22 protein-coding genes and 1 riboswitch are annotated in these 23,082 nt (G+C 73.4%); of the genes, 10 read left to right on the top strand and 12 right to left on the bottom strand.

The window, feature by feature from the left end; translation table 11 throughout:
• Positions 1-282 precede the first annotated feature (282 nt).
• From ACFWBN_RS37595 to thiO, 3 genes are all read right to left on the bottom strand, one after another.
• Entirely contained in the window at positions 283-1,077 is a 795-nt protein-coding gene (locus ACFWBN_RS37595) for a thiazole synthase (protein WP_385185644.1), read from the bottom strand.
• Positions 1,078-1,082: 5 nt separating this feature from the next.
• A complete protein-coding gene (thiS, locus tag ACFWBN_RS37590; RefSeq protein ID WP_385185641.1) occupies positions 1,083-1,301 on the bottom strand; it encodes a sulfur carrier protein ThiS in 219 nt (72 codons plus the stop codon).
• Positions 1,298-2,482: a glycine oxidase ThiO gene (thiO, locus tag ACFWBN_RS37585; protein WP_385185638.1), complete on the bottom strand. Its 1,185-nt coding sequence runs from the start codon at positions 2,480-2,482 to the stop codon at positions 1,298-1,300. The genes thiS and thiO overlap by 4 nt, the downstream gene beginning before the upstream one ends.
• Positions 2,480-2,592, bottom strand: a riboswitch (TPP riboswitch). (Overlaps the previous gene by 3 nt.)
• Before the next feature lie 86 nt (positions 2,593-2,678).
• Between thiO and ACFWBN_RS37580 the strand changes: the two genes are divergently transcribed.
• The 5 genes from ACFWBN_RS37580 to ACFWBN_RS37560 all read left to right on the top strand — a co-directional run bounded on the left by ACFWBN_RS37580 (position 2,679) and on the right by ACFWBN_RS37560 (position 7,188).
• Positions 2,679-3,893 carry an NAD(P)/FAD-dependent oxidoreductase gene (locus ACFWBN_RS37580; protein WP_385185650.1) on the top strand — a complete coding sequence of 405 codons (1,215 nt, stop codon included), beginning with the start codon at positions 2,679-2,681 and terminating at the stop codon, positions 3,891-3,893.
• Between the two features lie 240 nt (positions 3,894-4,133).
• Positions 4,134-4,499: an Rv2175c family DNA-binding protein gene (locus tag ACFWBN_RS37575; protein ID WP_385185635.1), complete on the top strand. Its 366-nt coding sequence runs from the start codon at positions 4,134-4,136 to the stop codon at positions 4,497-4,499.
• Positions 4,500-4,575: 76 nt separating this feature from the next.
• Entirely contained in the window at positions 4,576-5,214 is a 639-nt protein-coding gene (thiE, locus tag ACFWBN_RS37570; protein ID WP_385185633.1) for a thiamine phosphate synthase, read from the top strand.
• Positions 5,215-5,319: 105 nt separating this feature from the next.
• On the top strand, positions 5,320-6,234 hold the full coding sequence (gene metF, locus ACFWBN_RS37565; RefSeq protein WP_385185630.1) for a methylenetetrahydrofolate reductase [NAD(P)H]: 915 nt from the start codon (positions 5,320-5,322) through the stop codon (positions 6,232-6,234).
• A 51-nt stretch (positions 6,235-6,285) separates the two neighbouring features.
• Complete coding sequence (locus ACFWBN_RS37560) at positions 6,286-7,188, top strand: hypothetical protein (RefSeq protein ID WP_385185628.1); 903 nt, start codon at positions 6,286-6,288, stop codon at positions 7,186-7,188.
• Between the two features lie 35 nt (positions 7,189-7,223).
• Here the strand turns inward: ACFWBN_RS37560 and ACFWBN_RS37555 are convergent, their stop codons facing one another.
• From ACFWBN_RS37555 to ACFWBN_RS37535, 5 genes are all read right to left on the bottom strand, one after another.
• A complete protein-coding gene (locus ACFWBN_RS37555; RefSeq protein WP_385185625.1) occupies positions 7,224-8,651 on the bottom strand; it encodes a phytoene desaturase family protein in 1,428 nt (475 codons plus the stop codon).
• Between the two features lie 35 nt (positions 8,652-8,686).
• Positions 8,687-9,313 (bottom strand): DUF4126 domain-containing protein, encoded by a 627-nt coding sequence (locus ACFWBN_RS37550; protein WP_385185621.1) that lies wholly within the window; start codon positions 9,311-9,313, stop codon positions 8,687-8,689.
• A gap of 82 nt (positions 9,314-9,395) precedes the next feature.
• Positions 9,396-9,797, bottom strand: coding sequence for a DUF3040 domain-containing protein (locus ACFWBN_RS37545; RefSeq protein WP_385185618.1), 402 nt, complete (start codon positions 9,795-9,797; stop codon positions 9,396-9,398).
• 267 nt (positions 9,798-10,064) lie between these two features.
• Positions 10,065-10,823 carry a methyltransferase gene (locus ACFWBN_RS37540; protein WP_385185616.1) on the bottom strand — a complete coding sequence of 253 codons (759 nt, stop codon included), beginning with the start codon at positions 10,821-10,823 and terminating at the stop codon, positions 10,065-10,067.
• An 87-nt stretch (positions 10,824-10,910) separates the two neighbouring features.
• On the bottom strand, positions 10,911-11,429 hold the full coding sequence (locus ACFWBN_RS37535) for an SAV_6107 family HEPN domain-containing protein (RefSeq protein ID WP_385185613.1): 519 nt from the start codon (positions 11,427-11,429) through the stop codon (positions 10,911-10,913).
• A gap of 197 nt (positions 11,430-11,626) precedes the next feature.
• Between ACFWBN_RS37535 and ACFWBN_RS37530 the strand changes: the two genes are divergently transcribed.
• From ACFWBN_RS37530 to ACFWBN_RS37520, 3 genes are read left to right on the top strand one after another with little or no spacing between them, the layout of a single operon-like run.
• Positions 11,627-12,532, top strand: a complete 906-nt coding sequence (locus ACFWBN_RS37530) for an ATP-binding cassette domain-containing protein (RefSeq protein WP_385185611.1) — start codon at positions 11,627-11,629, stop codon at positions 12,530-12,532.
• The gene (locus tag ACFWBN_RS37525; protein WP_385185609.1) at positions 12,504-14,591 is read left to right on the top strand and encodes a YhgE/Pip family protein; all 2,088 of its coding nucleotides are present in this window, start codon (positions 12,504-12,506) and stop codon (positions 14,589-14,591) included. The genes ACFWBN_RS37530 and ACFWBN_RS37525 overlap by 29 nt, the downstream gene beginning before the upstream one ends.
• Before the next feature lie 29 nt (positions 14,592-14,620).
• Complete coding sequence (locus ACFWBN_RS37520) at positions 14,621-15,253, top strand: TetR/AcrR family transcriptional regulator (RefSeq protein ID WP_385185606.1); 633 nt, start codon at positions 14,621-14,623, stop codon at positions 15,251-15,253.
• Between the two features lie 384 nt (positions 15,254-15,637).
• Here the strand turns inward: ACFWBN_RS37520 and ACFWBN_RS37515 are convergent, their stop codons facing one another.
• The 4 genes from ACFWBN_RS37515 to ACFWBN_RS37500 all read right to left on the bottom strand — a co-directional run bounded on the left by ACFWBN_RS37515 (position 15,638) and on the right by ACFWBN_RS37500 (position 21,120).
• Positions 15,638-18,055: a transglutaminaseTgpA domain-containing protein gene (locus ACFWBN_RS37515; protein ID WP_385185603.1), complete on the bottom strand. Its 2,418-nt coding sequence runs from the start codon at positions 18,053-18,055 to the stop codon at positions 15,638-15,640.
• On the bottom strand, positions 18,052-19,422 hold the full coding sequence (locus ACFWBN_RS37510) for a DUF58 domain-containing protein (protein ID WP_385185600.1): 1,371 nt from the start codon (positions 19,420-19,422) through the stop codon (positions 18,052-18,054). Before ACFWBN_RS37510 ends, ACFWBN_RS37515 begins: the two co-directional genes overlap by 4 nt.
• Positions 19,422-20,432 carry an AAA family ATPase gene (locus tag ACFWBN_RS37505; RefSeq protein WP_385185598.1) on the bottom strand — a complete coding sequence of 337 codons (1,011 nt, stop codon included), beginning with the start codon at positions 20,430-20,432 and terminating at the stop codon, positions 19,422-19,424. Before ACFWBN_RS37505 ends, ACFWBN_RS37510 begins: the two co-directional genes overlap by 1 nt.
• 136 nt (positions 20,433-20,568) lie before the next feature.
• Entirely contained in the window at positions 20,569-21,120 is a 552-nt protein-coding gene (locus tag ACFWBN_RS37500; protein WP_385185595.1) for a beta-class carbonic anhydrase, read from the bottom strand.
• A gap of 350 nt (positions 21,121-21,470) precedes the next feature.
• On the opposite strand from ACFWBN_RS37500, the gene rsmH reads away from it, so the two are divergent.
• Together rsmH and ACFWBN_RS37490 are read left to right on the top strand one after the other, a co-directional pair.
• Complete coding sequence (gene rsmH / locus ACFWBN_RS37495; protein WP_385185647.1) at positions 21,471-22,400, top strand: 16S rRNA (cytosine(1402)-N(4))-methyltransferase RsmH; 930 nt, start codon at positions 21,471-21,473, stop codon at positions 22,398-22,400.
• The gene (locus ACFWBN_RS37490) at positions 22,397-22,957 is read left to right on the top strand and encodes a hypothetical protein (RefSeq protein WP_385185591.1); all 561 of its coding nucleotides are present in this window, start codon (positions 22,397-22,399) and stop codon (positions 22,955-22,957) included. The genes rsmH and ACFWBN_RS37490 overlap by 4 nt, the downstream gene beginning before the upstream one ends.
• The last annotated feature ends 125 nt before the right edge of the window (positions 22,958-23,082 follow it).

The raw sequence follows: 23,082 nt of genomic DNA, 5'->3' as shown, positions 1-23,082 counted from the left end.
CAAGGGTCGCCGAAGGCGATCACGTAGTGACGCGACCGTAGGGAGCGCCCTTGACAGGCCGGCACGAACCGGAAGGACGATGGGACTGACGGGAAGCCCCCAAACCCTCTCTGATCCGGGCCAGGGGGCTACGGCTCCCCGGTCCCCGGACCCGCGGACGGGGGCGGGTGGGCAGCCGCCGACCGGGCCCGGGGGGTCGAGGGGGAGATAGCGGGCCCGAGCCGCAAGCCGCAAGCCGCGTACGCCTACGCCCCGCGGCAAGCCCCCTACCCCCACCCTCCCTCAGAACGCCGGGCGTTCCGGGTCCAGGGTGGCGCGGCCCTCGCCGGGGGAGGAGGCGTGGGCGAAGCGGCGTTGCGGGATGCGGCCCGCGCGGAAGGCTAGGCGGCCCGCCGTGACGGCGTCGCGCATGGCCGCCGCCATCAGGACCGGCTCCTGGGCGCGGGTCACCGCCGAGGCCAGCATCACCGCCGCGCAGCCCAGTTCCATCGCCAGGGCGGCGTCGGAGGCCGTGCCCGCCCCCGCGTCCAGGATCACCGGGACCCCCGCCCGCTCCACGATCAGCTCGAAGTTGTGCGGGTTGCGGATGCCCATGCCCGAGCCGATGGGGGAGCCCAGCGGCATGATCGCCGCGCAGCCCACGTCCTCCAGCTTGCGCGCGAGCACCGGGTCGTCGTTCGTGTACGGGAGCACCGTGAAGCCCTCGTCGACCAGGATCTCGGCGGCGTCCAGCAGCTCGACGCCGTCGGGCAGGAGGGTCCGCTCGTCCGCGACGACCTCCAGCTTGATCCAGTCGGTGCCCAGGGCCTCCCGGGCCAGCCGGGCCGTGAGTACCGCCTCGCCCGCGGTGAAGCAGCCCGCGGTGTTCGGCAGGACCGCGATGTCCAGCTTCGACAGGACGGACAGGACGGAGCCCTGGACCGTGGGGTCCAGGCGGCGCATCGCCACCGTGGTGAGTTCGGTGCCGGAGGTGACGAGGGCCCGTTCCAGGGTGTCCAGGCTCGGGGCCCCGCCCGTACCCATGATCAGGCGGGAGGAGAAGGTGCGGTCGCCGAGGGTGAAGAGGTCGTCTGCCATGCCCCTCAGCCTCCCTGGACCGCGGTGAGGATCTCGATCCGGTCGCCCTCGCCCACCGGCGTGGCGGGCCACTGCCCGCGCGGGACCACGGTCTCGTTGAGTGCCGCGGCCACGCCGGAGGGGGCCGTGGTCAGGATGGCGACCACCGCGTCGAGCGTGGTGCCGGCCGCGACCTCGCGCGGCTCGCCGTTGACGGAGACGGATACGGAGACGGGGAAGGTCATGCGTACGACTCCTGTCGTGCGGTGGAGAAGCGGCGCGGGGTGAAGGGGCGTGCGATGTCCGGCAGTTCGCCGGTGGTCAGCAGCTCCGCCATCACGTCGCCGGTGAGCGGGGTCAGCAGCACCCCGTTGCGGTAGTGCCCGGTGGCCAGGTGCAGGCCCGGCAGGTCGGTCGGGCCCAGCAGCGGGGCGTTGTCGGGGGAGCCGGGCCGCAGTCCCGCCCGGGTTTCGGTGAGGGGGAGTTCGGTGATGCCGGGCACCAGCTCGTGGGCGTCGCGGAGGAGTTCGTAGACCCCGCCCGCGGTGACCGTGGTGTCCCAGCCGAGTTCCTCGCTGGTGGCGCCGATGACGAGCTCGCCGTTCTCGCGCGGCACGAGGTAGACGTGGCTGCCGCGCACGACCGCCCGTACCGTCCGCGACAGGAACGGCGCGTACGCCGCCGGTACGGACAGGCGCAGGACCTGGCCCTTGACCGGCCGTACGGGGGCCACGACCTCGGGCGGTACGCCCGTCAGCCGGCCGCTGAGCGAGCCCGCCGCCAGGACCACCTGGTCCGCGCGCAGCTCCGTACCGTCGTCGAGGACGGCCCCGGCCGCCCGGTCGGCGGTGACGAGCAGCCGTTCCGCGGCCGCCCGGTGGAGGGCCACCCCGGCCCCCTCGCAGGCGGCCAGCAGGGCGGCCGCGAGCCGGCGCGGGTCGACCTGGTGGTCGCCGTCCACGCGCAGGCCGCCACGGACGCCCGGGGCCAGCATCGGCTCCAGGCGGCGGCACTCGCGGCCGGTGAGCCACTCGGACTCCAGGCCGCAGCGGCGCTGGAGGGCGTGCAGCTCGCGCAGGTGGAGCCGGTCGTCGGCGTCGAGGGCGACGGCGAGGGTGCCGCAGGCGCGGTAGCCGATGTCCATGCCGCCGGCGGCGTCGGCGAGTTCGGCGGCGAACTCCGGGTAGCGCTCGGCGGAGGCGAGACCCAGGCCCAGCAGGGCTTCCTCGCCGTAGTGCAGTTCGGTGACGGGGGCCAGCATGCCGGCCGCGACCTGGGCGGCTCCGCCGCCGGGCGCCGGGTCGGCGAGCACGGTGCGCAGGCCGCGCCGCGCCGCCCGCCAGGCCGTGACCAGGCCGATGATGCCGCCCCCGATGACGAGGACGTCGGATCCGTTTCGACCGGATCCGTTCCGAGATGAGTGCATGGGCGTCCAGCCCCTCCCTTCGCCGGCATGACCCGGATCAGGTTCGTACGGTCGGAGGCCGGCCAGCCTCCCTCTCAGCCCGGTGCGCCCGGACTCCCGCGATAGGTACGGTGGCCAGACTATCCCTGCCGCGGACGGCGGGTAAGGGGCACCTCTTCCTGACGGCCCGTCAGGTGATTAGGGTGTCCGGATGATCATGCAGATGGAACAGACCGAGAACGGCGTCGTGATCGTCGGCGCCGGAATGGCCGGGGTGCAGACCGCGGTCGCGCTGCGGGAGCAGGGCTTCACCGGCCCGCTGACCCTGCTGGGAGCCGAACCCCACCAGCCCTACGACCGGCCCCCGCTGTCCAAGGCGGTGCTGCTCGGCAAGGCCGAGGACTCCGCCTTCGACGTGGACTTCGAAGGGCTCGGCATCGAGCTCAGGCTCGGCACGGAGGTCACCGGACTGCGGGCCGCCGACCGCGAGCTGGACACCGAGGCGGGCCCGGTCCCGTACGGGATCCTCGTGCTGGCGACCGGCGCCGAGCCGATGACCCTGCCCGGCACCGCCGGCGTCCCGGGCGTCCACCTCCTGCGCACCCTGGACGACGCGGCGCGGCTGCGCCCGGTCCTGGCGCAGGCGCCGTCGACGGTGGTCGTCGGGGCGGGCTGGATCGGCGCGGAGTTCGCCACCGCGGCCCGGGAGTCGGGCTGCGAGGTCACCGTGGTCGAGGCCGCGGACCGGGTCCTGGCCGGGGCGATGCCAGCGGAGGTCGCCGAGCCCATGGCGGGCTGGTACGCGGAGGCCGGCGCCGAGCTGATCACCGGCGCGAAGGTCGCCGGGATCGAGGAGGGCCGGGTCCTGCTGGCCGACGGGCGGGCCCTGCCGGCCGGCGCGGTGGTGGTCGGCATCGGCGCCCGCCCCGCCACCGGATGGATGGCCGGGACCGGCGTGGAGCTGGGCCCCGACGGCGCGGTCCTCGCCGACGAGTACCTGCGCACCTCGCTGCCCGGCGTGTACGCCGTCGGCGACTGCGCCTCCTTCCCGTCCGGGCGGTACGGGAAGCGGCTGCTCGTGCACCACTGGGACAACGCGCTCCAGGGGCCGCGCACGGTCGCCGCGAACATCCTGGCCGGCGAGCCGGCCAAGGTCTACGACCCGGTGCCGTACTTCTGGTCGGAGCAGTTCGGGCGCTTCGTGCAGTACGCCGGCCACCACGGCGGGGCCGACACGATGCTCTGGCGCGGGGACCCGGCCGAGCGCGCCTGGTCGGTGTGCTGGCTGCGCGGCGGCGCCCTGGTCGCCGTCCTGGCGGTGGGCCGCCCGCGCGACGTGGCGCAGGGGCGGCGGCTGATCGAGACGGGGGAGTCGGTGGATCCGGCCAAGGTCTCCGACCCCGGGGTCGCGCTGAAGTCCGCCACCCTTTAGCGGGCCGGGCCGCCGCTGCGCGGAACGGTCCCCTACCCGCCCTTCCACCGTTCCCCGGGCTCCGCCCGGACCCACGCCTCAAACGCCGGCGAGGCTGCGTTTGGCTCCGGCCGGAGCGAAATCCAGCCCCTCCGGCGTTTGAGGAGCGGGGTCCGGGGCGGAGCCCCGTGTCCCCGGGGCGGGACCCGGACGGGGCGCTCCGAGTACCGGCGGCGGAGCCGAGATGGCAGGCTTGTGCCCGTGACCGAGATTGACGCAAAGATCGATGCCCTTGTCCCCTCCTGGCTGTACCTCCCCGACATCGCGGAGATGCTCGACGTCGAGGTGACCCGGGTCCGCCAGATGGTCAAGGAAGGTCAGCTGCTCGCCGTGCGCCGCGGCGAGAACCGCTCCCTCCAGGTACCCGCGCCCTTCCTCGACGGAGACAAGGTCGTCAAGGGCCTGGTCGGCCTGCTGACCGTGCTCCGCGACGACGGCTTCTCCGACGCGGAGATCCTGGAGTGGATGTTCACCCCGGACCCGACCCTGCCCGGCACCCCCGCCCAGGCGCTGAGCGAGAATCGCGGCACGGAGGTCAAGCGCCGCGCCCAGGCGCTCGCCCTCTGACCTGATCCGCATCCGCTCCACCGCGGTGTACGGGCCCCCGGGCCCGTACACCGCTTCCACCACGGGGGGTACACCCATGCAGCAGCTGTCCGACGCCCGGCTCTACCTGTGCACGGACGCCCGCAAGAAGCAGGGCGACCTCCCCGAATTCCTGGACGCCGTCCTGGCCGGCGGCGTGGACATCGTCCAGCTCCGCGACAAGGGCATGGAGGCCGGCGAAGAGCTCGAACACCTCCAGGTGTTCGCCGAGGCCGCACGCCGCCACGGCAAGCTCCTCGCCGTGAACGACCGGGCCGACGTCGCCCACGCCATCGGCTCCGACGTGCTCCACCTCGGCCAGGGCGACATCCCGGTCCCGGCCGCCCGCGCCATCCTGGGCGAGCAGGTGCTCATCGGCCGCTCCTGCCACGCCGAGGCCGAGGTCGACGCGGCCGTCGCCGAGCCCGGCGTGGACTACTTCTGCACCGGCCCCTGCTGGCCGACCCCCACCAAGCCCGGCCGCTTCGCCCCCGGCCTCGGACTGGTCCGGTACACGGCCTCCCTGGAGCAGGACCGGCCCTGGTTCGCGATCGGCGGCATCGACGCCACGAACCTGGACGAGGTCCTGGACGCCGGAGCCACCCGCGTGGTCGTCGTCCGCGCCCTCACCGAGGCCGCCGACCCGGGAGCCGCCGCGGCCGACCTGGCCAAGCGCGTCCGCGCCCGCCTCGGCTAGAAGAACCACAAGGACCACGGAGCGGTCGAGCCGCGTTTGTCCAAAAACGTGTCCAAAAGATGGACACCGCTTCGATGCCCGCCTGGCCCCGTCTAACCTGCCCGTATGGCCCATGGCACCTCTTCCACCTGGACGGACCGCGCACACACGGTCCGCGACCTCCTCGCGTCCGGGCGCTCGTACTCCTTCGAGTTCTGGGCCCCGAAGACGGAGAAGGGCGAGCGCAACCTCTGGAACGCGCTCCGCCGGATCGAAGCGGTGTCCCCGAGCTTCGTCTCCGTCACGTACGGAGCCGGCGGCTCCACCCGGGGCGGCACCGTCCGCGCCACCCAGCAGATCGCCGCGGACACCACGCTGACCCCCGTCGCACACCTGACCGCCGTGGACCACTCGGTCGCCGAGCTGCGCAACGTCATCGGCCAGTTCGCCGACGCCGGCATCCGGAACATGCTCGTCGTGCGCGGAGACCCGCCGGGCGATCCCATGGGCGAGTGGGTGCCGCACCCGGAGGGCGTGCACTACGCCGCCGACCTGGTCCGCCTCGTCAAGGAGTCCGGCGACTTCTGCGTGGGCGTCGCCGCCTTCCCCGAGATGCACCCGCGTTCGACGGAATGGGACACGGACATCCGGCACTTCGTGGACAAGTGCCGCGCGGGCGCCGACTATGCGATCACCCAGATGTTCTTCCACCCGGAAAATTATCTGCGGCTGCGCGACAGCGTCGAAAAGGCGGGCTGCGAGACCCCGATCATCCCTGAGGTCATGCCCGTTGTGAGCACCAAGCAGCTCGACCGGCTGCCCCAACTCAGCAACGCAGTCTTCCCCGCGGACGTGAAAGAGCGCATGCTCGCCGTCAAGGACGACCCGGCCGCTGTACGCTCCATTGGCATCGAGTTCGCCACGGAGTTCTGCGCGCGGCTGCTGTCCGAGGGTGTCCCGGGGCTGCACTTCATCACGCTGAACAATTCCACGGCGACTCTCGAGATCTACGAGAACCTGGGCCTGCACCAGCGGGCCTGACCGGCGGGCCCCCGTTCCCTGGGCGGTCGGCCGTACCGAGAGGGGCCATGCATGGGTATGACGGTCCTCTACATCGCGTTCGGCTTCGTCGCGCTGTGGTTGCTTGCCGAGGTCCTGATGCAGTACAAGGCCCGGCTCCGCTGGCGCCTGCTCGCCTTCACCGGCTTCCTCGGCGTGGTCGCCGGGGTGGTCCTGCCGTCGGTGCCGGTCATCGGCGCCGGCGCGCTCGCGTTCGCCCTGGGCCAGACCCTGGTGACGCTCTCCTTCCGCAAGGGCTTCGTGGCCGGCTGGGCGCTGCGCCGCGGCGGCGAGCCCGTACGGCAGTCCGGGCGCCGCCGGTCGGGCGGTCCGCGCCCGGAACCGGCGCTCGAAGTCACCGCGCTCGAGTACGAGTCGGAGTCCGACTCCGCGTACGAGTCCGCGTACGGGTCGCGGGACGCGGACGGAGCGGCGGCCGAGGAGGTCTACCGCCCCGAGCCGGTGCCCGAGGACACCGGGTCCTACGGGATCCAGAGCTTCGCGCCCCAGCAGGCCCCCGACGCCGGCCAGACGGCCGCCTTCGCCTCGCCGTTCACCACGGCCGAGCAGGACTCCCACCAGTACGCCGCGTATTACGACCCGTCATACCAGGCGGGCACGGGCGGGTACGACTACTCCGCCGGCTATCCGACGGGCGAGCAGCAGCAGGTCTACGCCGCCTACTCCGACCCGTACATCGGCACCGGCGGCTCCATCCCGCCCCAGCCCTACGACTACACCCCGTACACCGGTTACGGGACGACGGGGCAGCCGCAGGAGCAGTACTCCATGGACACCCCGCCGGGCGGGGTCTGGGTCCCGCAGCAGCGGTCCACCGACGAGTACGGGCGGCCCTACCCGGCGGAGGAGCAGACCGACGCCCCGCCGCAGTACCCGTACCCGCAGCAGGGCGAGTACGAGCAGTACCGCTACTAGCCCGTCCCCTTCGGCTCGGCCGTTGGGGCGTCAGGTCACTGCGAGCCGCGGAACTGCGCGCCCTCCACGATCAGTCCGGACACCAGGGCCCCGGTCATCCCGGCGTGCGGCAGCCCGCCGCCGGGGTGCGCCCAGCCACCGGCCAGGTACAGGCCGGGCACGGCAGTGGTGTTGGCGGGGTGGAGCAGCCGGCCCCCGGCGCCCGCGAGGGCGGGCGGGGGCACCGAGCCGCCGAGCGCGCCCGTCGCCGCCTCGACGTCGGCCGGGGTGCGGACCGCCTGCCACAGCAGCCGCTCCCGCAGCCCCGGTACGGCCCTTCCGGCGAGCTCCAGCAGCTCCTCGGGGCCCGGGGCGTCCTGCGGACCGCACACCGCGCTCACCGTCACCGCCTCGTGCTCCGGGTCGGGCCGGGTGGCGGGGTCGTCCGGGCGCAGCACGGTGACGTCCCGGGCCGGGGAGTGCACGAGCGTGCGGTGGGCGGTCCCGTCCGGGCGGGCCCCGCGCAGGGCGAGGAAGAGCATGACCCGGCTGGGCACGCCCGCCCCGCGGGCGGGGACCGCGTCCGGCGGCCAGGGCAGGGAAGCGGCCGGCAGCCGCCGCGGGTCGATCCCGCAGACGACGTGATCGGCGGCCACCTCGGTGCCGTCGGCCAGCAGCAGACCGCAGGCCCGGCCCTCGGAGGTGCGGACCTCCCGGACCTCCGCGCCGAAGACGAACTCCACCCTCCGCTCCCGGCAGCGCTCGTACACGGCGGTGGCCAGCGCCCGCATCCCGCCGCGCACGTACCAGCTGCCGAAGGTCTGCTCCATGTACGGGAGCACGGCGGCCGAGCCGGGGGCACCGCCCGGGTCGACCCCGTACGAGCGCACCAGGCCGATCAGCAGCTCTCCCAGGCCGCCGCCCAGCTCCCGGTCGGCCACCTCGGCTAGGGTCGGCGTCCGGCGCCGCAGCAGGCCGCTCTTGCGCAGGGCGGGATAGGGGTCGGCGGCCAGCGCCTGCCGGCCGCCCCGGCCGTCCGGCAGCGGCTCCTCCAGGAGCGGGCGGCGGGTGGCGTCCCAGGCCTCCCGGGCCCGGCCCAGCATGCCGTTCCAGCGCTCGCCGGCACCCGCGCCGAAGGCGGTGTCGAGGGCGGCGGCGACACCGCCGTGCGAGGCGCCGGGGAGGGTGACGTCGATGCCGTGGTGGGGGAGGACGTGCCGGACGGCCGGGTCCACCTGGACCATGTCGACGCAGTCCTCCAGCGACCGCTTGCCGGTCTTCACGAACAGGTCGCGGTAGACGGCGGGCAGGTGCAGCAGCCCCGGCCCGGTGTCGAAGGCGAAGCCGTCGCGCTCGTACCGGCCGACCGCACCCCCGTACGTCGCCCCGCGCTCGTACACCGTCACCTGGTGCCCTGCCACGGCCAGCCGGGCCGCCGTCGCCATCGCGCCCATCCCGGCGCCGATCACCGCAATTCGTGCCATGCGGCTGAGCCTATCGAGGGAGGTACCCCGTGCCGTCAGGGCGGTGGCGCGGTGGTGTGCGCACGGGCCTCGGAGGCCAGCCGCTTCTCCTCGCGGCGCTGGGCCCGGCGGCGCAGGAAGCGGCGGATCCGGGTCCAGAGGAAGATCAGCAGGGCCAGCCCGGCGGCCAGCAGGACGGCCGCGATGATCGCGGCGGCCTCGGGGTTGAACATCGCGAAGGTTATGATCGCGCCCACGCCGAGGTCCTCGGCGATGCTCATCCCCACGTTGGTGAACGGCTCGGGCGAGGTGTTGATCGCCATCCGGGTGCCGGCCTTGACGAAATGGCTGGCCAGGGCGGTGGAGCCGCCGACCGCACCGGCGGTGATGTCGGAGAGCGAACCGCTCTGCCCGGCCAGCAGCGCGCCGATCACCGCACCGGACACCGGGCGGATCACGGTGTGGACGGTGTCCCATATCGAGTCCACGTACGGGACCTTGTCGGCGACGGCCTCGCAGAGGAACAGCACTGCCGCGACGATCAGCACGTCGGTGCGCTGCAGCGACGCGGGGACCTCGTCGGTCAGGCCGGTCCGGCCGAAGATGCCGAGCAGGAGGACCACGGCGTAAGCGTTGATCCCACTGGCCCAGCCACTGGTGAAGACCAGAGGGAGCACACTCATTGGATCATCATGCCGTACGCGGAGCAGTGAGGGGACGGCCGCGCTGAAGCGGCCGTCCCCTCACTCACGATGTCCGGGGCTGCTACTGCCCCTGGTCGTCACGGCGGCGCTGCCACCGTTCCTCGATGCGGGTCATCATCGACCGACGCTGCCGGTTCTGGCCACGGGCCGAACCACCTGCACTTCCGGAGGCGGGCTGCTCTCCAGGCTTGGGGGCTTTGCGCCAACCGGTGACCACGAGGACCGTGCAACCGAGCATGACGAGGAAACCCACCACGCTGATCCAGAGCACGTTCGGAATGATCACACCGGTCATGAGGAGCGCGATACCCACCACAATGCCTGCGACTGCCTGGTAGACCCGTCGCCGGGTGTACGTACGCAGTCCGCTTCCCTCAAGCGCTGTCGCGAACTTGGGATCTTCGGCGTACAGCGCTCGCTCCATCTGCTCGAGCATTCGCTGCTCGTGCTCCGAGAGCGGCACGGGAGTCCTCCTCATCCGTCGGTCGCGGGGGGTAGCGACCAGGGGTCCCCTTCAGGATAGGCGGGGAATCGCCCCCGTGATACCCGCCCTCTACGCCACGTTCCAAAAAGCAAAACCACTGCGCAGAACCGTACCGCCGCGGGAACGGTCACTGAGGCGCTTATTCCCCACTGGCCCGTCCACCATGCCGGTCTCTGCCCCGATCATACGGGCCCGGCCGTCGGATCGGAGGGTGTGTGGCCGACTCCGTGCGAGGAAGATCGCAGATCAGGCCCGCTTCTCGCCGAGCACGTGCAACTGCGTGGCGACCGCGTGGAAGGCGGGCAGCTCCGCGGCGGCTTCCTCCAGGCGCAGCAACGCCTCCACCGCGCCCGGTTCGGTGTCCACCAGGACCCCCGGAACGAGGTCGGCGAAGATCCGTACGCCGTGGACCGCGCCGACCGCCAGGCCGGCCCCGCCGACCAGTTCGGAGAGCTGCTCGGCGGTGAAGCGGCGCGGCACCGGGTCGCCGGAGCCCCAGCGGCCGGCCGGGTCGGTCAGGGCCGTACGGGCCTCGGTGAAGTGCCCGGCCAGCGCGCGGGCGAGCACGGCCCCGCCGAGGCCGGCGGCGAGCAGGCTGAGCGTGCCGCCGGGGCGCAGGGCCGCGACGGCGTTGGTGACGCCCTCGGCCGGGTCGTCCACGTACTCCAGCACGCCGTGGCACAGCACCACGTCGTACGCGTCGCGCTCGACGACGTCCAGCAGGCCCTGGGCATCGCCCTGGACCCCGCGGACGAGGTCGGCGACACCGGCCTCGGCCACCCGGCGCTCCAGGCCGAACAGTGCGTTCGGGCTGGGGTCGACCACGGTGACCCGGTGGCCCAGGCGGGCCACCGGCACGGCGAACTTGCCGGTACCGCCACCCGTGTCGAGCACGTCCAGCACATCCCGCCCGGTCGCCTTCACCCGGCGGTCGAGCGCCTCCTTGAGGACCTCCCACACCACGGCGGTGCGGAGGGAGGCACGGGGGCGGGAAGTGTCCGACACGACTGTTGGCTCCTCGGCGCGGTAGGGAAGGGGGAGCGATGCGGGCCCCACTCCGCCCTACCCTATTGCCTTCCGCCGCCGGTCAGCTCATCCCGCCTCCGGGCGCTCCGGCCGTGGCTGGGGCACGGCCTGCCCCGCAGTCGGAACCCCGGCCTGGGCGAGGGTCGGCTGGGCCGGCCGGATGGCGAGCATCCGCTCCACCAGGCGCAGGAACATCGAGACCGCGCGCACCAGATCGTCCGCGTCCCGCACGCTGGCCGCGTCCGGTATCCCCGCCTCGGCCCTGGCCCGCCGGGCCGCGCCGGAGGCGAAGAGCGCGCTCCACTCGGTCAGCTCGGGCGCTATCTCCGGCAGTACCTCCCACGCGCTGCGGATCCGGGGCCGCCGCCTCGGATGCACCGGCTCGGGCCGCCCGCGCGCGGCGAGCACGGCCGCGGCGGTGCGCAGGGCGGCGAGGTGGGCGGTGGCGTACCGCTCGTTGGGCCGGGTCAGCCGGGCGGCCTCGGCCAGGCCGTCGTGGGCCTTGGCGAGCAGGTCGAGCGCGGCCGGCGGAGCCGCCGACCTCCGCGGGACGGGGTGGACAGGGGACGGGGACGGTGTGGCCATGACGAACCTCCTGTCGTTGCGTTCGTGCACTTGACGCCTTCGATGCGCTCCAACCATCGTGACGGCCCCCACTGACAATCGCGCTGACCTGCACTTTTGCTGTATCGGGCGGGACAACTGCCCCCTCCTGCCCACCTGGTGTCCGGGGAGATGCTAGTTTTTAGACTGACTGGTCAGTTCAAAAGAAGGGGGACGGCGTGGACAGCCCGCACGGCGCGGCCGTCAAAGCCGAGGACTTCGGACTCAAGGGCCCGCGCGGCTGGGCCTTCCGGGGAGTCGGCATCGATGCGGCGCCCGGCTCGCTCATCGCGGTCGAAGGCCCCTCCGGCAGCGGCCGCACCTGCCTGCTCCTGGCCCTCACCGGCCGGATGAAGCCCACCGAGGGCCACGCCGAGATCGGCGGCCACCGGCTGCCGAAGCACATGTCCGCGGTCCGCCGGATCGCCGCCCTCGGCCCGGTCTCCGGGGTCAACGACCTCGACCAGGCCCTCACCGTCGCCGAACAGCTGCGCGAGGGAGCCCTGCTCCAGCGGCGCTACGAAGGCCCCGTCCGCGCCCTGCTGCGCCCCCGGGCCGAGCGCCGCACCGCCGCCTCGGACCGGATCGACGCCGCCCTGGCCGCCGCGGGACTGGACCTCGCCACCCTGCCCAAGGGCCCGCGCACCTCCGTACGGGACCTGGAACGCCTGGAGTCCGTACGACTGTCCGTGGCCATCGCCCTGCTGGGCTCCCCGCGGCTGCTGGCCCTCGACGACCTCGACCTCAAGCTCTCGGAAGCCGAACGCGCCGAGGCCTGGGACCTGCTCCGCTCCCTCGCCGCCGCCGGCACCACCGTCGTCGCCGTGTGCACCGGGGCGCCGGCCGACGCCATGGTGCTGAGGACCGGCGCCGCGGACACGGCGGACACCGGGGCCGCGCCGGCCACGGCGGCCACCACGCAGGCCCAGGACGCGGAAGCCGAGGCCGAGGCCGATGACGCGGACAGCGATGACGAAGACGCCGAAGACACCGAAGACGCGGACCCCGCAGCCGCAGACACCGAAGACGTGAACGACGACACGAAGGGGGCGGACGATGCGCTCGCCGAAGCTCGCCGCGCTTGAGCTGAAGCGGTTCGGGCGGGGGAAGCTGCCCGCGGCCGCCCTCATCGCGCTGCTCCTGATTCCGCTGCTCTACGGAGCCCTGTACCTCTGCTCCTTCTGGGACCCGTACAAGCGCCTCGACAAGGTGCCCGTAGCGCTCGTCAACGCCGACAAGGGCACGACCGTCGACGGCAAGCGCATCGACGCCGGCGGCGAGATCACCAAGAAGCTCCACAACAGCAAGAGCTTCGACTGGCGCGAGGTCAGCGCCGAGGAGGCGGCCAAGGGGCTGGAGAAGGGGACGTACTACCTGTCCCTCACCATGCCCGCCGACTTCAGCGCGAAGATCGCCTCCAGCTCCGGTGAGGACCCCACCACCGGAGCCCTCCAGGTCCGCACCAACGACGCCAACAACTACATCGTCGGCTCGATCTCGCGCACCGTCTTCTCCGAGGTCCGCGCCGCGGCGTCCACCAACGCCTCCCGCAACTTCCTCGACAAGATCTTCGTCAACTTCTCCGACCTGCACGACAAGACCGCCGAGGCCGCCGACGGCGCCGACCAGCTCAAGGACGGCGCGGGCAAGGCCCAGCAGGGCGCGAAGGACCTCGCCGACGGCCTCGACACGGCCAAGGAGAAGACCGGCGAGCTCACCGGGGGCCTGAAGAAGCTCAACACCGCCGCCGGGCAGCTGGAGACCGGTTCGAAGCAGGTCGCGGACGGCACCCAGGCGCTCGCCGACAAGGTCAACGGCGCCGCCGCCAAGGCCCGCCCCTTCGTCAAGGACCCCAAGAACCTGGCGGACACCGCCAAGCTGGTCGCCGACACCGCCATGGTGGTCAACAAGCACCTCGACAAGTTCGCCGAGAAGGCCCCGGCCGCCGCCTCCGCCGCCAAGCGGGCCTCCACCGGCGCGGACGCGTACTACACCAAGCACTGCGTCACCCCGGGCGCGGAGCCGCACCTGGCCTCCTGCCCCGATCTGAAGAAGGTCAAGGACGACGCCGCCGAGGCCGCCCTCCTCTCCGGGGACGTCAACACCCTCGTCGGCAACACCAACGGCGACGTCACCAAGCTCCGCACCCAGCTGACCGACCTGGAGAACAAGGCCCGCGAGCTCGTCGACAAGGCCCCCGGCCTCGCCGGCGACCTCGACGCGGCCGTCGCCAAGGTCAACGCCCTCAACACCGGCGCCCGCAAGGTCGCCGACGGCCTGGTCCAGCTGCACGCGGGCATCGGCACCGCCACCGGCGGCTCCGGCGCCATCAACGCCGGCGTCGGCAAGCTCGGCGACGGCGCGCACACCCTCGACAGCGGCATGTACAAGCTCGTCGACGGCACCGGGGAACTCGCCGGCGGCCTGCACGAGGGCGCCGGCAAGATCCCGGACTACGACCAGCAGCAGCGCGACACCCGTACGCAGGCCATGGCCGACCCCGTCCGGCTCGCCAACCAGTCCCTGCACAAGGCGCCCAACTACGGCACCGGCTTCGCTCCCTACTTCATCCCGCTCTCCCTCTGGGTCGGCGCGATGGTCGCCTACATGCTCATCGCGCCGATGAACCGGCGGGCACTGGCCGCGGGGGCCTCGCCCTGGCGGATCGCCTTCGCCGGCTGGCTGCCCGTGGCGGGCATCGGCGTTGCGCAGGTGGTGGCGCTGATGTCCGTACTGCACTGGGGCCTGGGCCTGGAGATGGCCCGCCCGGCCCTCACCATCGGCTTCCTCATGCTGGTCACCGGCTGCTTCGCGGCGATCGTCCAGTGGCTGAACGCCAAGTTCGGCGCGGCCGGGCGGATCCTGGTCCTCGCCGTGCTGATGCTCCAGCTGACCTCGGCGGGCGGCACCTACCCCGTACAGACCAGCCCGGCCTTCTTCAACTGGATCCACCCCTACCTGCCGATGTCGTACGTCGTCGAGAGCCTGCGCCGCCTCATCACCGGCGGCGACCTCGCCCCCGTCTGGCAGGGCTGCGCGGTCCTCACGGCCTTCACCGTCGGCGCCCTGGCCCTCACCGCGCTCGCCGCCCGCGGCAAGCAGGTGTGGACCATGGACAAGCTGCACCCGGAACTGAGCCTGTAGGGAGCCGTTGACCTGTGAGAATCAGCGCCATGGAAAGCAGCAGCACCGGTACGGGCACCGGCGGCGGTCGACGCCAGGCCACCCGCCAGAAGCTCTACGAAGCAGCCGTCACGCTCATCGCCGAGCAGGGCTTCTCCGCGACCACGGTCGAGGAGATCGCCGAGCGGGCGGGCGTCGCGAAGGGCACCGTCTACTACAACTTCGCGAGCAAGAACGACCTCTTCGAGGAGCTGCTGCGGCACGGGGTCGGCCTGCTGACCGTCTCGCTGCGGACCGCCGCGGAGGAGACGGAGGCGCGCGGCGGCAGCCGGGTCGAGGCGCTCGACGCCATGATCCGGGCCGGGCTCGTCTTCATCGACCGGTACCCGGCCTTCACCCAGCTCTACGTCGCCGAGCTGTGGCGGACCAACCGTGCCTGGCAGTCCACGCTGATGGTCGTCCGGCAGGAGGCGGTGGCCGTCGTGGAGACGGTGCTGCGGGAAGGCGTCGAGCGGGGGGAGCTGAGCCCGGAGATCGACGTGCAGCTGACGGCCGCGGCGCTGGTGGGCATGGTGCTGGTGGCGGCGCTGGACTGGCAGTCCTTCCAGAGCGAGCGGTCCCTGGACGACGTGCACTCGGCGCTGTCGCTGCTGCTGCGGGGGCGGGTCAGCGGGAACCGCTGACGCGGTGGCGCCCCGGTCGGCGGTGACCCCCGGTCGGCGGTTCCGCGCGGGGCCGGCAGGCCGTACAACTGGTGGGGCCTGCCGCGGCGACTGAGTATCCGTACCTAGGTGCGGATATGAGTACGCGTGCGGATGGCTCCCACCTGCGCGAACGACAGACTGGGGGCAGCGGACAGGAGACCCGGTCCGCACCGCGGACACGGGGCTGCGGAGCGGACCGGGTGCCTCCTCCGTGATGCGGTACGCCTACGCGGCGGGGCTCGGGGGGATCGAGCCTCGCCGCGTTCGTGCGTCCGGCCTCGCCGCGTTCGTGCGTCTGGCCTCCCCGCCGTTGCCGGGGCTCCGCCCCGGACCCCGCGCCTCAAACGCCGGCGAGGCTGGATGTCAGCCGCGGCTCCGGAGGGGGAGGCGGAGGCGGAGAGCCGTCAGGCGGGTGGACGCCGTCGAGGTCAGGGTCGACCAGCGGGCCGAGATCGCCCAGGCCACCCGGGCCGCCGAGCGGGGGAGGAGCAGGGCTCGGAGGCGGGCGGGGCGGGTCGTCGCCGCAAGGAGGCCCGTGCGGGCGCGCAGGACGTCGTCCGCGAGGCCGGGGTACGCGGCCGCCGAGCCCGGCGGTGCGTACAGGGCCCGTTCCACCGCACCCGCGACCCGGTGGACCGCAGCCGCGGCCTCCGGCTCCAGGCGGCCCAGCTCCACGATCCGGCCCGCCGCCCGACGCGGCGACAGCGCCTCGTCCGGCGGTACGCCCACGTCCCAGGCGGCGTCGCCCAGCTCCCGCCAGGCAGCCGCCACCTCCCCGCCGCCCAGCCGGCGCGCCCGGACCCGGCTCCGCCACAGGAGGGGGAGGAGGGGGAGGGACAGGACCGCCACCACGACCGCCGCCCAGCCCAGGATCGTCGTCGCCGACGGGCCGTCGTCGCCCGTCGGGCCCTGCGCGGGCGCAGCCGCCCCGCACCCGCCGAGCTTCTTCAGCTCCGGCGGGCAGTCGTCCGTCTTCGACGGCGCGGCCGACGGCACCGGAGCCACCTGCGACGGCAGCGCCGAAGGCGCCGACGGCTGGGGCAGCGGCGTCTGCGGACGGGAGTAGTCCGGCACGTTGATGCCCGACCGGGGCGTCGGCTCGAACCGCGTCCAGCCCGCACCCTCGAAGTACAGCTCCGGCCACGCGTGCGCGTCCCGCATGGACACGTTCACGCTGCCGTCGGCCTGCTTCTCACCCGGGGTGAAGCCCACGGCCACCCGCGCCGGGATGCCCAGCGAACGGGACATCGCCGCCATCGAGAAGGCGAAGTGGACGCAGAAGCCCTCCTTGTCGGCCAGGAAGCGGGCGACCGCCTGCGGACCCGTACCGGAGGCCGTCTTCGTGTTGTAGCGGAAGCCGCCGCTCACCGCGAAGAAGTCCTGCAGCTTCACCGCCCGCGTGTAGTCGTCCTTCGCGCCCTGCGTCACCCGGCGGGCCGTGTCGGCGACCACCGGCGGCAGGTTGTCCGGCAGCTTCGTGTACTCGGCCCGGATCTCCTGGTCCGGCGCGGGAGCCTTCTGCAGCTGCTGCGCCGTCGGACGCAGCAGCAGGCTGCGCACCGTGTACATCGCGCCCTGGACGTTCTGGAACTTGTCCTTGGCCAGCTGGTCCCCGACCAGGGTCCGGCCGGCCGGCTCGAACCGCCACTTCCCGCCGATGTCCACCTGCGTCGCCGGGTACGGCATCGGCAGATAGCGCTGCGTGTAGCTGTCCGCCGCCGAGATGCTGGTGCGCACTTCGAGGGCGCCCGCCCGGATCTGCTCGGTGAGCCCGGGCGGATTCGGCAGCCGCTCCGGCACATCGGTCAGGGCCCGCCCGGAGGCCTCCCACTTGACCCCGTTGAACTCGTCCAGGGCCAGGATCCGCAGGTACTGCTCACCCTGCTGCGGGTTGTCCGTCCGGTACTTCAGCACCACCCGGTTGTCCTGCGCGTTCAGGTTGCTCTGGAGGGAGACCAGCGGGTTGATCGCCGAGATCGTCCCGCCGACCCCGCTGCCGCCGCCCTCGGCCTCGCCCTGCGCGCCCAGCAGCCCGCCGCCGAGCGCGGGCAGCGCCGCCGGCACCGCCAGCGCCAGCCCCAGGGCCACCGCGCCGATCCGCCGGCCGGTCCGCACCGGGGCCGTCGCCTGACGGCCCGGGCCGCTGCCCAGGCCGGAGGCAGCCGACACCCGCTCGCGCGGGGCGCCGCCGAAGACCCGGCCCCACTGGGCCAGCCGGTCCCGGCCCTCGGCCAGCAGCATCATCAGGTATCCGGCGCCCGCCAGCAGGAAGGAGACCCAGGAGGCCTCCCCGCCGCCCGACAGGCCCGCGGCCACCGAGTACAGCGCGAGCAGCGGCAGCCCGGCCGCGGCGGCCGTCCGTACGGTCACCGCCAGCAGGTCCACCAACAGCCCGATCACCAGCACGCCGCACACCAGCAGCAGCCGGATGCCGTCCGTCAGCGGGGCCGGGATCGCGAACTCGCCCACGTCCTGCACACCGCGCTGGAACAGCGCGCCGAAGTCCGTCACCAGGTAGGCCATCGGCCCGGTCCCGCCGGAATCGGCCTTGCCGCCGAAGAGGAACGCGAGCAGCACCAGCGACACCAGCAGCTGCGCGGCCACGGTCAGCGACCGTGCCAGCGGCACCCGCCGGGCCCCGGCCCCCACCGCGCTCTGCACGGCCAGCAGCAGGGCCGCCTGGAGCAGCCAGCCCGCCGATTCGACCAGCGGGACCAGGGACCACGAGGTGAGCAGGGTCGCCAGTGCCGCGAAGACCGTCAGTTTCGCCCGCCCGCTCATGCCCGCCCCCCGGAGGTTCCCGTGCTCAGGCGCGCGGTGCCGGCGTGGCGCCACAGTTCGCCGAAGGCCACCCCGGGCGGGGCGGCCAGTGCCGTCCAGCCCGCGTCGCGCAGCCTGCGGAGCCGCTGCTCCAGCGGGGGCAGGGCGTGGTTCTGCGCGGGCTGCCCGGCCCAGGTCGCGGAGTCCAGTACGAAGGCCACCGCACCCCCGGCACGCTGGCGCATCTTGGCCGCCATTTCCGTTTGTACGTCGTCCAGGTCTCCGAAGAAGGCGATGAGGAGCCCCTCGGCGCCGGCTCCGCCGAAACCGCCCGCACCGCCGCCGCGCACCGCGTCGTAGGCTCGGGAGAGGCCCGCGCCGTCCGAGTGCCCGACCACCGCGAGGGTGTCCATCATCAGCCCGGCGGCCTCGGCGGACTCGTGCCCGCCGGAGGAGAAGCCGCCGCCGCCCTCGCCGGGCACCGAGTTGCCGGTGTCCGTGAGCAGCCGCACCGAGAAGCCCTGCTCCAGCAGGTGCACCAGGGCCGATGCGGCCCCGGAGACGGCCCACTCGAAGGCCGAGTCGGGGCCCGCGCCCTCGAAGGCGATGCGCCGGGTGTCCAGCAGGACGGTGGCCCGGCTGCGCTGCGGCTGCTCCTCGCGGCGCACCATCAGCTCGCCGTAGCGGGCGGTGGAGCGCCAGTGCACCCGGCGCAGGTCGTCGCCGCGCCGGTAGGTGCGCGGGATCACGTCGTCGTCGCCGGCCAGGGCCAGCGAGCGGCGGCTCCCGTCGCCGTAGCCGGAGGATTCGCCGCCCAGGTGGACCGGGGGCAGCGGTTCGGTGCGCGGGATGACGGTGAGGGTGTCGTAGGTGCTGAAGGAGCGGGTGAGCTCGACCAGCCCGAAGGGGTCGGTCAGCCGCAGCTGGAGCGGGCCGAGCGGATAGCGGCCGCGCAGGTCCGAGCGGACCCGGTAGGACACCTCGCGGCGGCCGCCGGGCTCGACCCGGTCCAGGACGAACCGCGGCCGGGGCCCGAGCACGTACGGCACCCGGTCCTGGAGCATCAGCAGGCCCGTGGGCAGCCGGGAGACGTTGTCCATGCGCAGCTGCACCCGGGCCTCGGCGCCCGCGGGCACCCGCCCCGGGGTCAGCCGGCGGCTGCCGGAGACCCGGTAGCGGGTGCGGTGCAGGGCGTAGACGCAGATCAGAGGCAGGGCGGCGAGCAGCAGGCCGACCCGGAGCAGTTCGCCCTGGCCCAGCACGTACGCGCATCCGGCGGCGGCGATCCCGGCGGCCAGGAAGGAGCGGCCGCGGGTGGTCAGGCCGGACAGCGAAGCGCGCAGCCCGCCGTCCGGGCGGCCGGCGCCGCGCGGGGCACCGGCGCTCATCAGAAGCCCCGGATGCCGGCGCCGGGCGGCATCTCGCCACGGGCGTGCGCCGCCGGGACGGGGGTGCGCTGGAGGATCTCGCCGACGACCTGCTCGGCGGTGCGCCGGTTCAGCTGGGCCTGGGCGGTGGGGAGCAGCCGGTGCGCGAGGACCGGGGCGGCCAGCGCCTGGACGTCGTCGGGCAGGACGTACTCCCGGCCGGCGAGCGCGGCGGAGGCCTTCACGGCGCGCAGCAGGTGCAGGGTGGCGCGGGGCGAGGCGCCCAGGCGCAGGTCCGGGTGGTGGCGGGTGGCGGAGACCAGGTCGACGACGTAGCGCCGGACGGGCTCGGCGACGTACACCTCGCGGACGGCCTCGATGAGCTTGACGATCTCGTGGGCGTGCGCGACGGCCGTCAGGTCGTCGAGCGGGGAGAGCCCGCCGTGCACGTCGAGCATCTGGAGCTCGGCCTCGGGGCTGGGGTAGCCGACGGAGACGCGGGCCATGAAGCGGTCGCGCTGGGCCTCGGGCAGCGGGTACGTGCCCTCCATCTCCACCGGGTTCTGGGTGGCGACGACCATGAAGGGGCTCGGCAGCGTGTAGGTGGTGCCGTCGATGGTGACCTGGCGCTCCTCCATCGACTCCAGCAGCGCGGACTGGGTCTTCGGCGAGGCGCGGTTGATCTCGTCGCCGATGACGATCTGCGCGAAGATCGCGCCCGGCTTGAACTCGAACTCGCGGCGCTGCTGGTCGTAGATGCTGACGCCGGTGATGTCGGAGGGCAGCAGGTCGGGCGTGAACTGGATGCGCTGCACCGAGCAGTCGATGGACTTGGCGAGCGTCTTGGCCAGCATGGTCTTGCCGACGCCGGGCACGTCCTCGATCAGCAGGTGCCCCTCGGCGAGCAGCACGGTCAGCGCGAGGCGGACGACCTCGGGCTTGCCCTCGATCACGCTCTCGACCGACTGGCGCACCCGCTCCGCCGTGCTCGTCAGATCCGCGAGGCTCGCTCGGTCGTCATACGTGGTCACCTGGTTCTCCTCGGCCCATTCCCAGGGCCGACGCCCTCGGCGCATGAACCGGCCCACCCCAAACACGGACACCGGCCCCGGGGGGTCCCGGGGGGTGCCTCCCCGCATTGTTGACGGCGTTACGGCCTTGTGTCACTCAAGAGCTGGGATCGATCTCCCGCAGGAGGCCGGTGTGCACATCGAAGACGAAGCCTCGCACATCGTCCTTGTGGGGCAGGAACGGGTTGGTGCGGACCCTCTGCATGGACTGGCGAACGTCCTGGTCCACGTCCCGGAAGGCCTCCACGGCCCAGGCCGGGCGCTGGCCGACCTCGTCCTCCAGCTCGTGCCGGAAGTCCTCGGTCAGGCTTTCGAGGCCACAGCCGGTGTGGTGGATGAGTATCACCGTGCGCGTGCCGAGGGCCCGCTGGCTGATGGTGAGGGAGCGGATGGTGTCGTCGGTGACCACGCCGCCCGCGTTGCGGATCGTGTGACAGTCGCCGAGCTCGAGGCCGAGGGCTGCGTGCAGGTCGAGGCGGGCGTCCATGCAGGCCACGACCGCCACGTGCAGGACGGGGCGGGCGTCCATGCCCGGATCGGCGAATTCCGCCGCGTAGGCGCGGTTCGCCGCGACCAGTCGGTCGGTGACGGAACCGCCGCCCGATGCCTCGGGCGCGGACTCGGTCGGCAGGGATGCGGAAGTCGTCATGCATACGACGTTAATGGTCACAGGCCGTATGGGCACTGAGTGAGGGTGGACAAAGAAGGTCAACAAGCCTTGTTGTGAGCTAACCCACAGGAGTGAGGGGGAGGCGGCCAACAGGGTGATTCGAGGCATTTGCGGGTTCGGTTTCGGGGGTGTGCACGGCGACGCGCACGGCGCGCGAGGCGGTTCGTTGACCGCGGCGACCGTTGCACTAAAGTGGCGCGAACCGGCCGGAGCCCGGCCCTCACCGGCCGCCCGGCCCCGAAGACTCCGCGTGCGCGGCGCGTACGTACGCCTGTCGCGCCGTTATCTGAGAGGGCGCTTTGACTAGCGAGTCCCGACATGTCCCGGTGATGCTCCAGCGGTGCCTGGACCTGTTGGCCCCGGCGCTGGAGGGGCCCGGGGCCGTCGTCGTCGACTGCACCCTCGGCCTCGGCGGCCACAGCGAGGCCCTGCTGACCCGGTTCCCCGAGGTCCACCTGATCGGCCTCGACCGCGACAAGGAGGCCCTGCGGCTCTCCGGGGAGCGGCTCGCGCCCTTCGGCGACCGGGCCACCCTCGTCCACGCGATCTACGCCGACCTGGCCGAGGTCCTGGACGGCCTGCGCATCCCGACCGTCCAGGGCATCCTCTTCGACCTGGGCGTCTCCTCCATGCAGCTCGACGAGGCCGACCGCGGGTTCGCGTACGCGCAGGACGCGCCGCTGGACATGCGCATGGACCAGACGACGGGCATCAGCGCCGCCGAGGTGCTCAACACCTACGCGCCGGGCGAGCTCGTACGGATCCTGCGCCAGTACGGCGAGGAGAAGCAGGCCAAGCGGATCGTGTCCGCGATCGTCCGGGAGCGGGAGAAGGAGCCCTTCACCAACAGCGCCCGGCTGGTCGAACTGATCCGCGACTCCCTGCCGCAGGCCGCCAAGCGGACCGGCGGCAACCCGGCCAAGCGGACCTTCCAGGCGCTGCGCATCGAGGTCAACGGCGAGCTGTCGGGGCTGGAGAAGGCCATTCCGGCGGCGGTGGACCGGATCGCGGTCGGCGGCCGGATCGCGGTGCTCTCGTACCACTCGCTGGAGGACCGCCTCGTGAAGCAGGTCTTCGCGGCGGGCGCGACGTCCACGGCCCCGCCCGGGCTGCCGGTGGTGCCGGAGAAGTACCAGCCGAAGCTGAAGCTGCTCACGCGCGGCGCGGAACTGCCGACCGAGGAGGAGATCGCCGAGAACCGGCGGGCCGCCCCGGCGAGGTTCCGCGGGGTCGAACGCATCCGGGAGGCGCGGCTGTGACGGCCGGGGGCGGCGGCAGGGCGGGGAGGTTCGCCACGCTGACGCGCGGCCGGGCCGCCCGCGTCGGCCGGGCGCTCGGCGGGCCGGCCCGCCCCGGCCGCCCGGGCCGTCCCGGCCGCTCCGGCGGGCAGGCGGCGCGGATGCCGTTCGTCCTGCTGGTCGTGGCGCTGCTCGGCGGGGGCCTGATCAGCCTGCTGCTGCTGAACTCGGCACTGAACGAGGGGTCCTTCCAGCTGACCAGGCTGAAGAAGGAGACCACCGCGCTCACGGACGAGCAGCAGGCGCTCCAGCGGGACGTGGACGCGTACTCGGCGCCGGACGCGCTGCAGCGGCGGGCGCAGGAGCTGGGCCTGGTCCCGGGCGGCAGCCCGGTCTTCATCGGCCCGGACGGCAAGATCACCGGCGCCGCGTCCCCGGCCGAGCCGCCTGCTCCGCCGACCCCGCCGCCGTCGGCCGTCCCGCCGGGTACGCAGCCCCCTTCGCCTTCGGCTACGCCGTCGCAGTCGGCAGCGGCATCCAGCCCGACCCCGCAGCCCAACCAGCCTCCTGGAAGGTGACGTCGTGACGCGGATCCCTGCGGAGCTTTCCCCCACCCCGCCCCTTCCCGAAACTGGGGGCTCCGCCCCCAGCCCCCCGTCCCGGGGCTCCGCCCCGGACCCGGCGGGGGCTCCGCCCCCGTACC

The sequence above is a fragment of the Streptomyces sp. NPDC059989 genome, assembly GCF_042736975.1.
Lineage (GTDB): Bacteria > Actinomycetota > Actinomycetes > Streptomycetales > Streptomycetaceae > Streptomyces.
Note: the sequence above shows the minus strand (reverse complement) of the source record. Positions and strands in the feature narration are given on the sequence as shown.

Excerpts from the sequence above, each read along its gene's own strand:
- thiE (WP_385185633.1), top strand. The coding sequence starts at position 4,576 with ATGCAGCAGCTGTCCGACGCCCGGCTCTACCTGTGCACGGACGCCCGC.
- ACFWBN_RS37580 (WP_385185650.1), top strand. The coding sequence starts at position 2,679 with ATGCAGATGGAACAGACCGAGAACGGCGTCGTGATCGTCGGCGCCGGA.
- ACFWBN_RS37555 (WP_385185625.1), bottom strand. The coding sequence starts at position 8,651 with ATGGCACGAATTGCGGTGATCGGCGCCGGGATGGGCGCGATGGCGACG.
- ACFWBN_RS37550 (WP_385185621.1), bottom strand. The coding sequence starts at position 9,313 with ATGAGTGTGCTCCCTCTGGTCTTCACCAGTGGCTGGGCCAGTGGGATC.
- thiO (WP_385185638.1), bottom strand. The coding sequence starts at position 2,482 with ATGCACTCATCTCGGAACGGATCCGGTCGAAACGGATCCGACGTCCTC.
- ACFWBN_RS37525 (WP_385185609.1), top strand. The coding sequence starts at position 12,504 with ATGCGCTCGCCGAAGCTCGCCGCGCTTGAGCTGAAGCGGTTCGGGCGG.
- ACFWBN_RS37535 (WP_385185613.1), bottom strand. The coding sequence starts at position 11,429 with ATGGCCACACCGTCCCCGTCCCCTGTCCACCCCGTCCCGCGGAGGTCG.
- ACFWBN_RS37510 (WP_385185600.1), bottom strand. The coding sequence starts at position 19,422 with ATGAGCGCCGGTGCCCCGCGCGGCGCCGGCCGCCCGGACGGCGGGCTG.
- ACFWBN_RS37515 (WP_385185603.1), bottom strand. The coding sequence starts at position 18,055 with ATGAGCGGGCGGGCGAAACTGACGGTCTTCGCGGCACTGGCGACCCTG.
- ACFWBN_RS37500 (WP_385185595.1), bottom strand. The coding sequence starts at position 21,120 with ATGACGACTTCCGCATCCCTGCCGACCGAGTCCGCGCCCGAGGCATCG.
- ACFWBN_RS37560 (WP_385185628.1), top strand. The coding sequence starts at position 6,286 with ATGGGTATGACGGTCCTCTACATCGCGTTCGGCTTCGTCGCGCTGTGG.
- thiS (WP_385185641.1), bottom strand. The coding sequence starts at position 1,301 with ATGACCTTCCCCGTCTCCGTATCCGTCTCCGTCAACGGCGAGCCGCGC.
- metF (WP_385185630.1), top strand. The coding sequence starts at position 5,320 with ATGGCCCATGGCACCTCTTCCACCTGGACGGACCGCGCACACACGGTC.
- rsmH (WP_385185647.1), top strand. The coding sequence starts at position 21,471 with ATGCTCCAGCGGTGCCTGGACCTGTTGGCCCCGGCGCTGGAGGGGCCC.
- ACFWBN_RS37595 (WP_385185644.1), bottom strand. The coding sequence starts at position 1,077 with ATGGCAGACGACCTCTTCACCCTCGGCGACCGCACCTTCTCCTCCCGC.
- ACFWBN_RS37520 (WP_385185606.1), top strand. The coding sequence starts at position 14,621 with ATGGAAAGCAGCAGCACCGGTACGGGCACCGGCGGCGGTCGACGCCAG.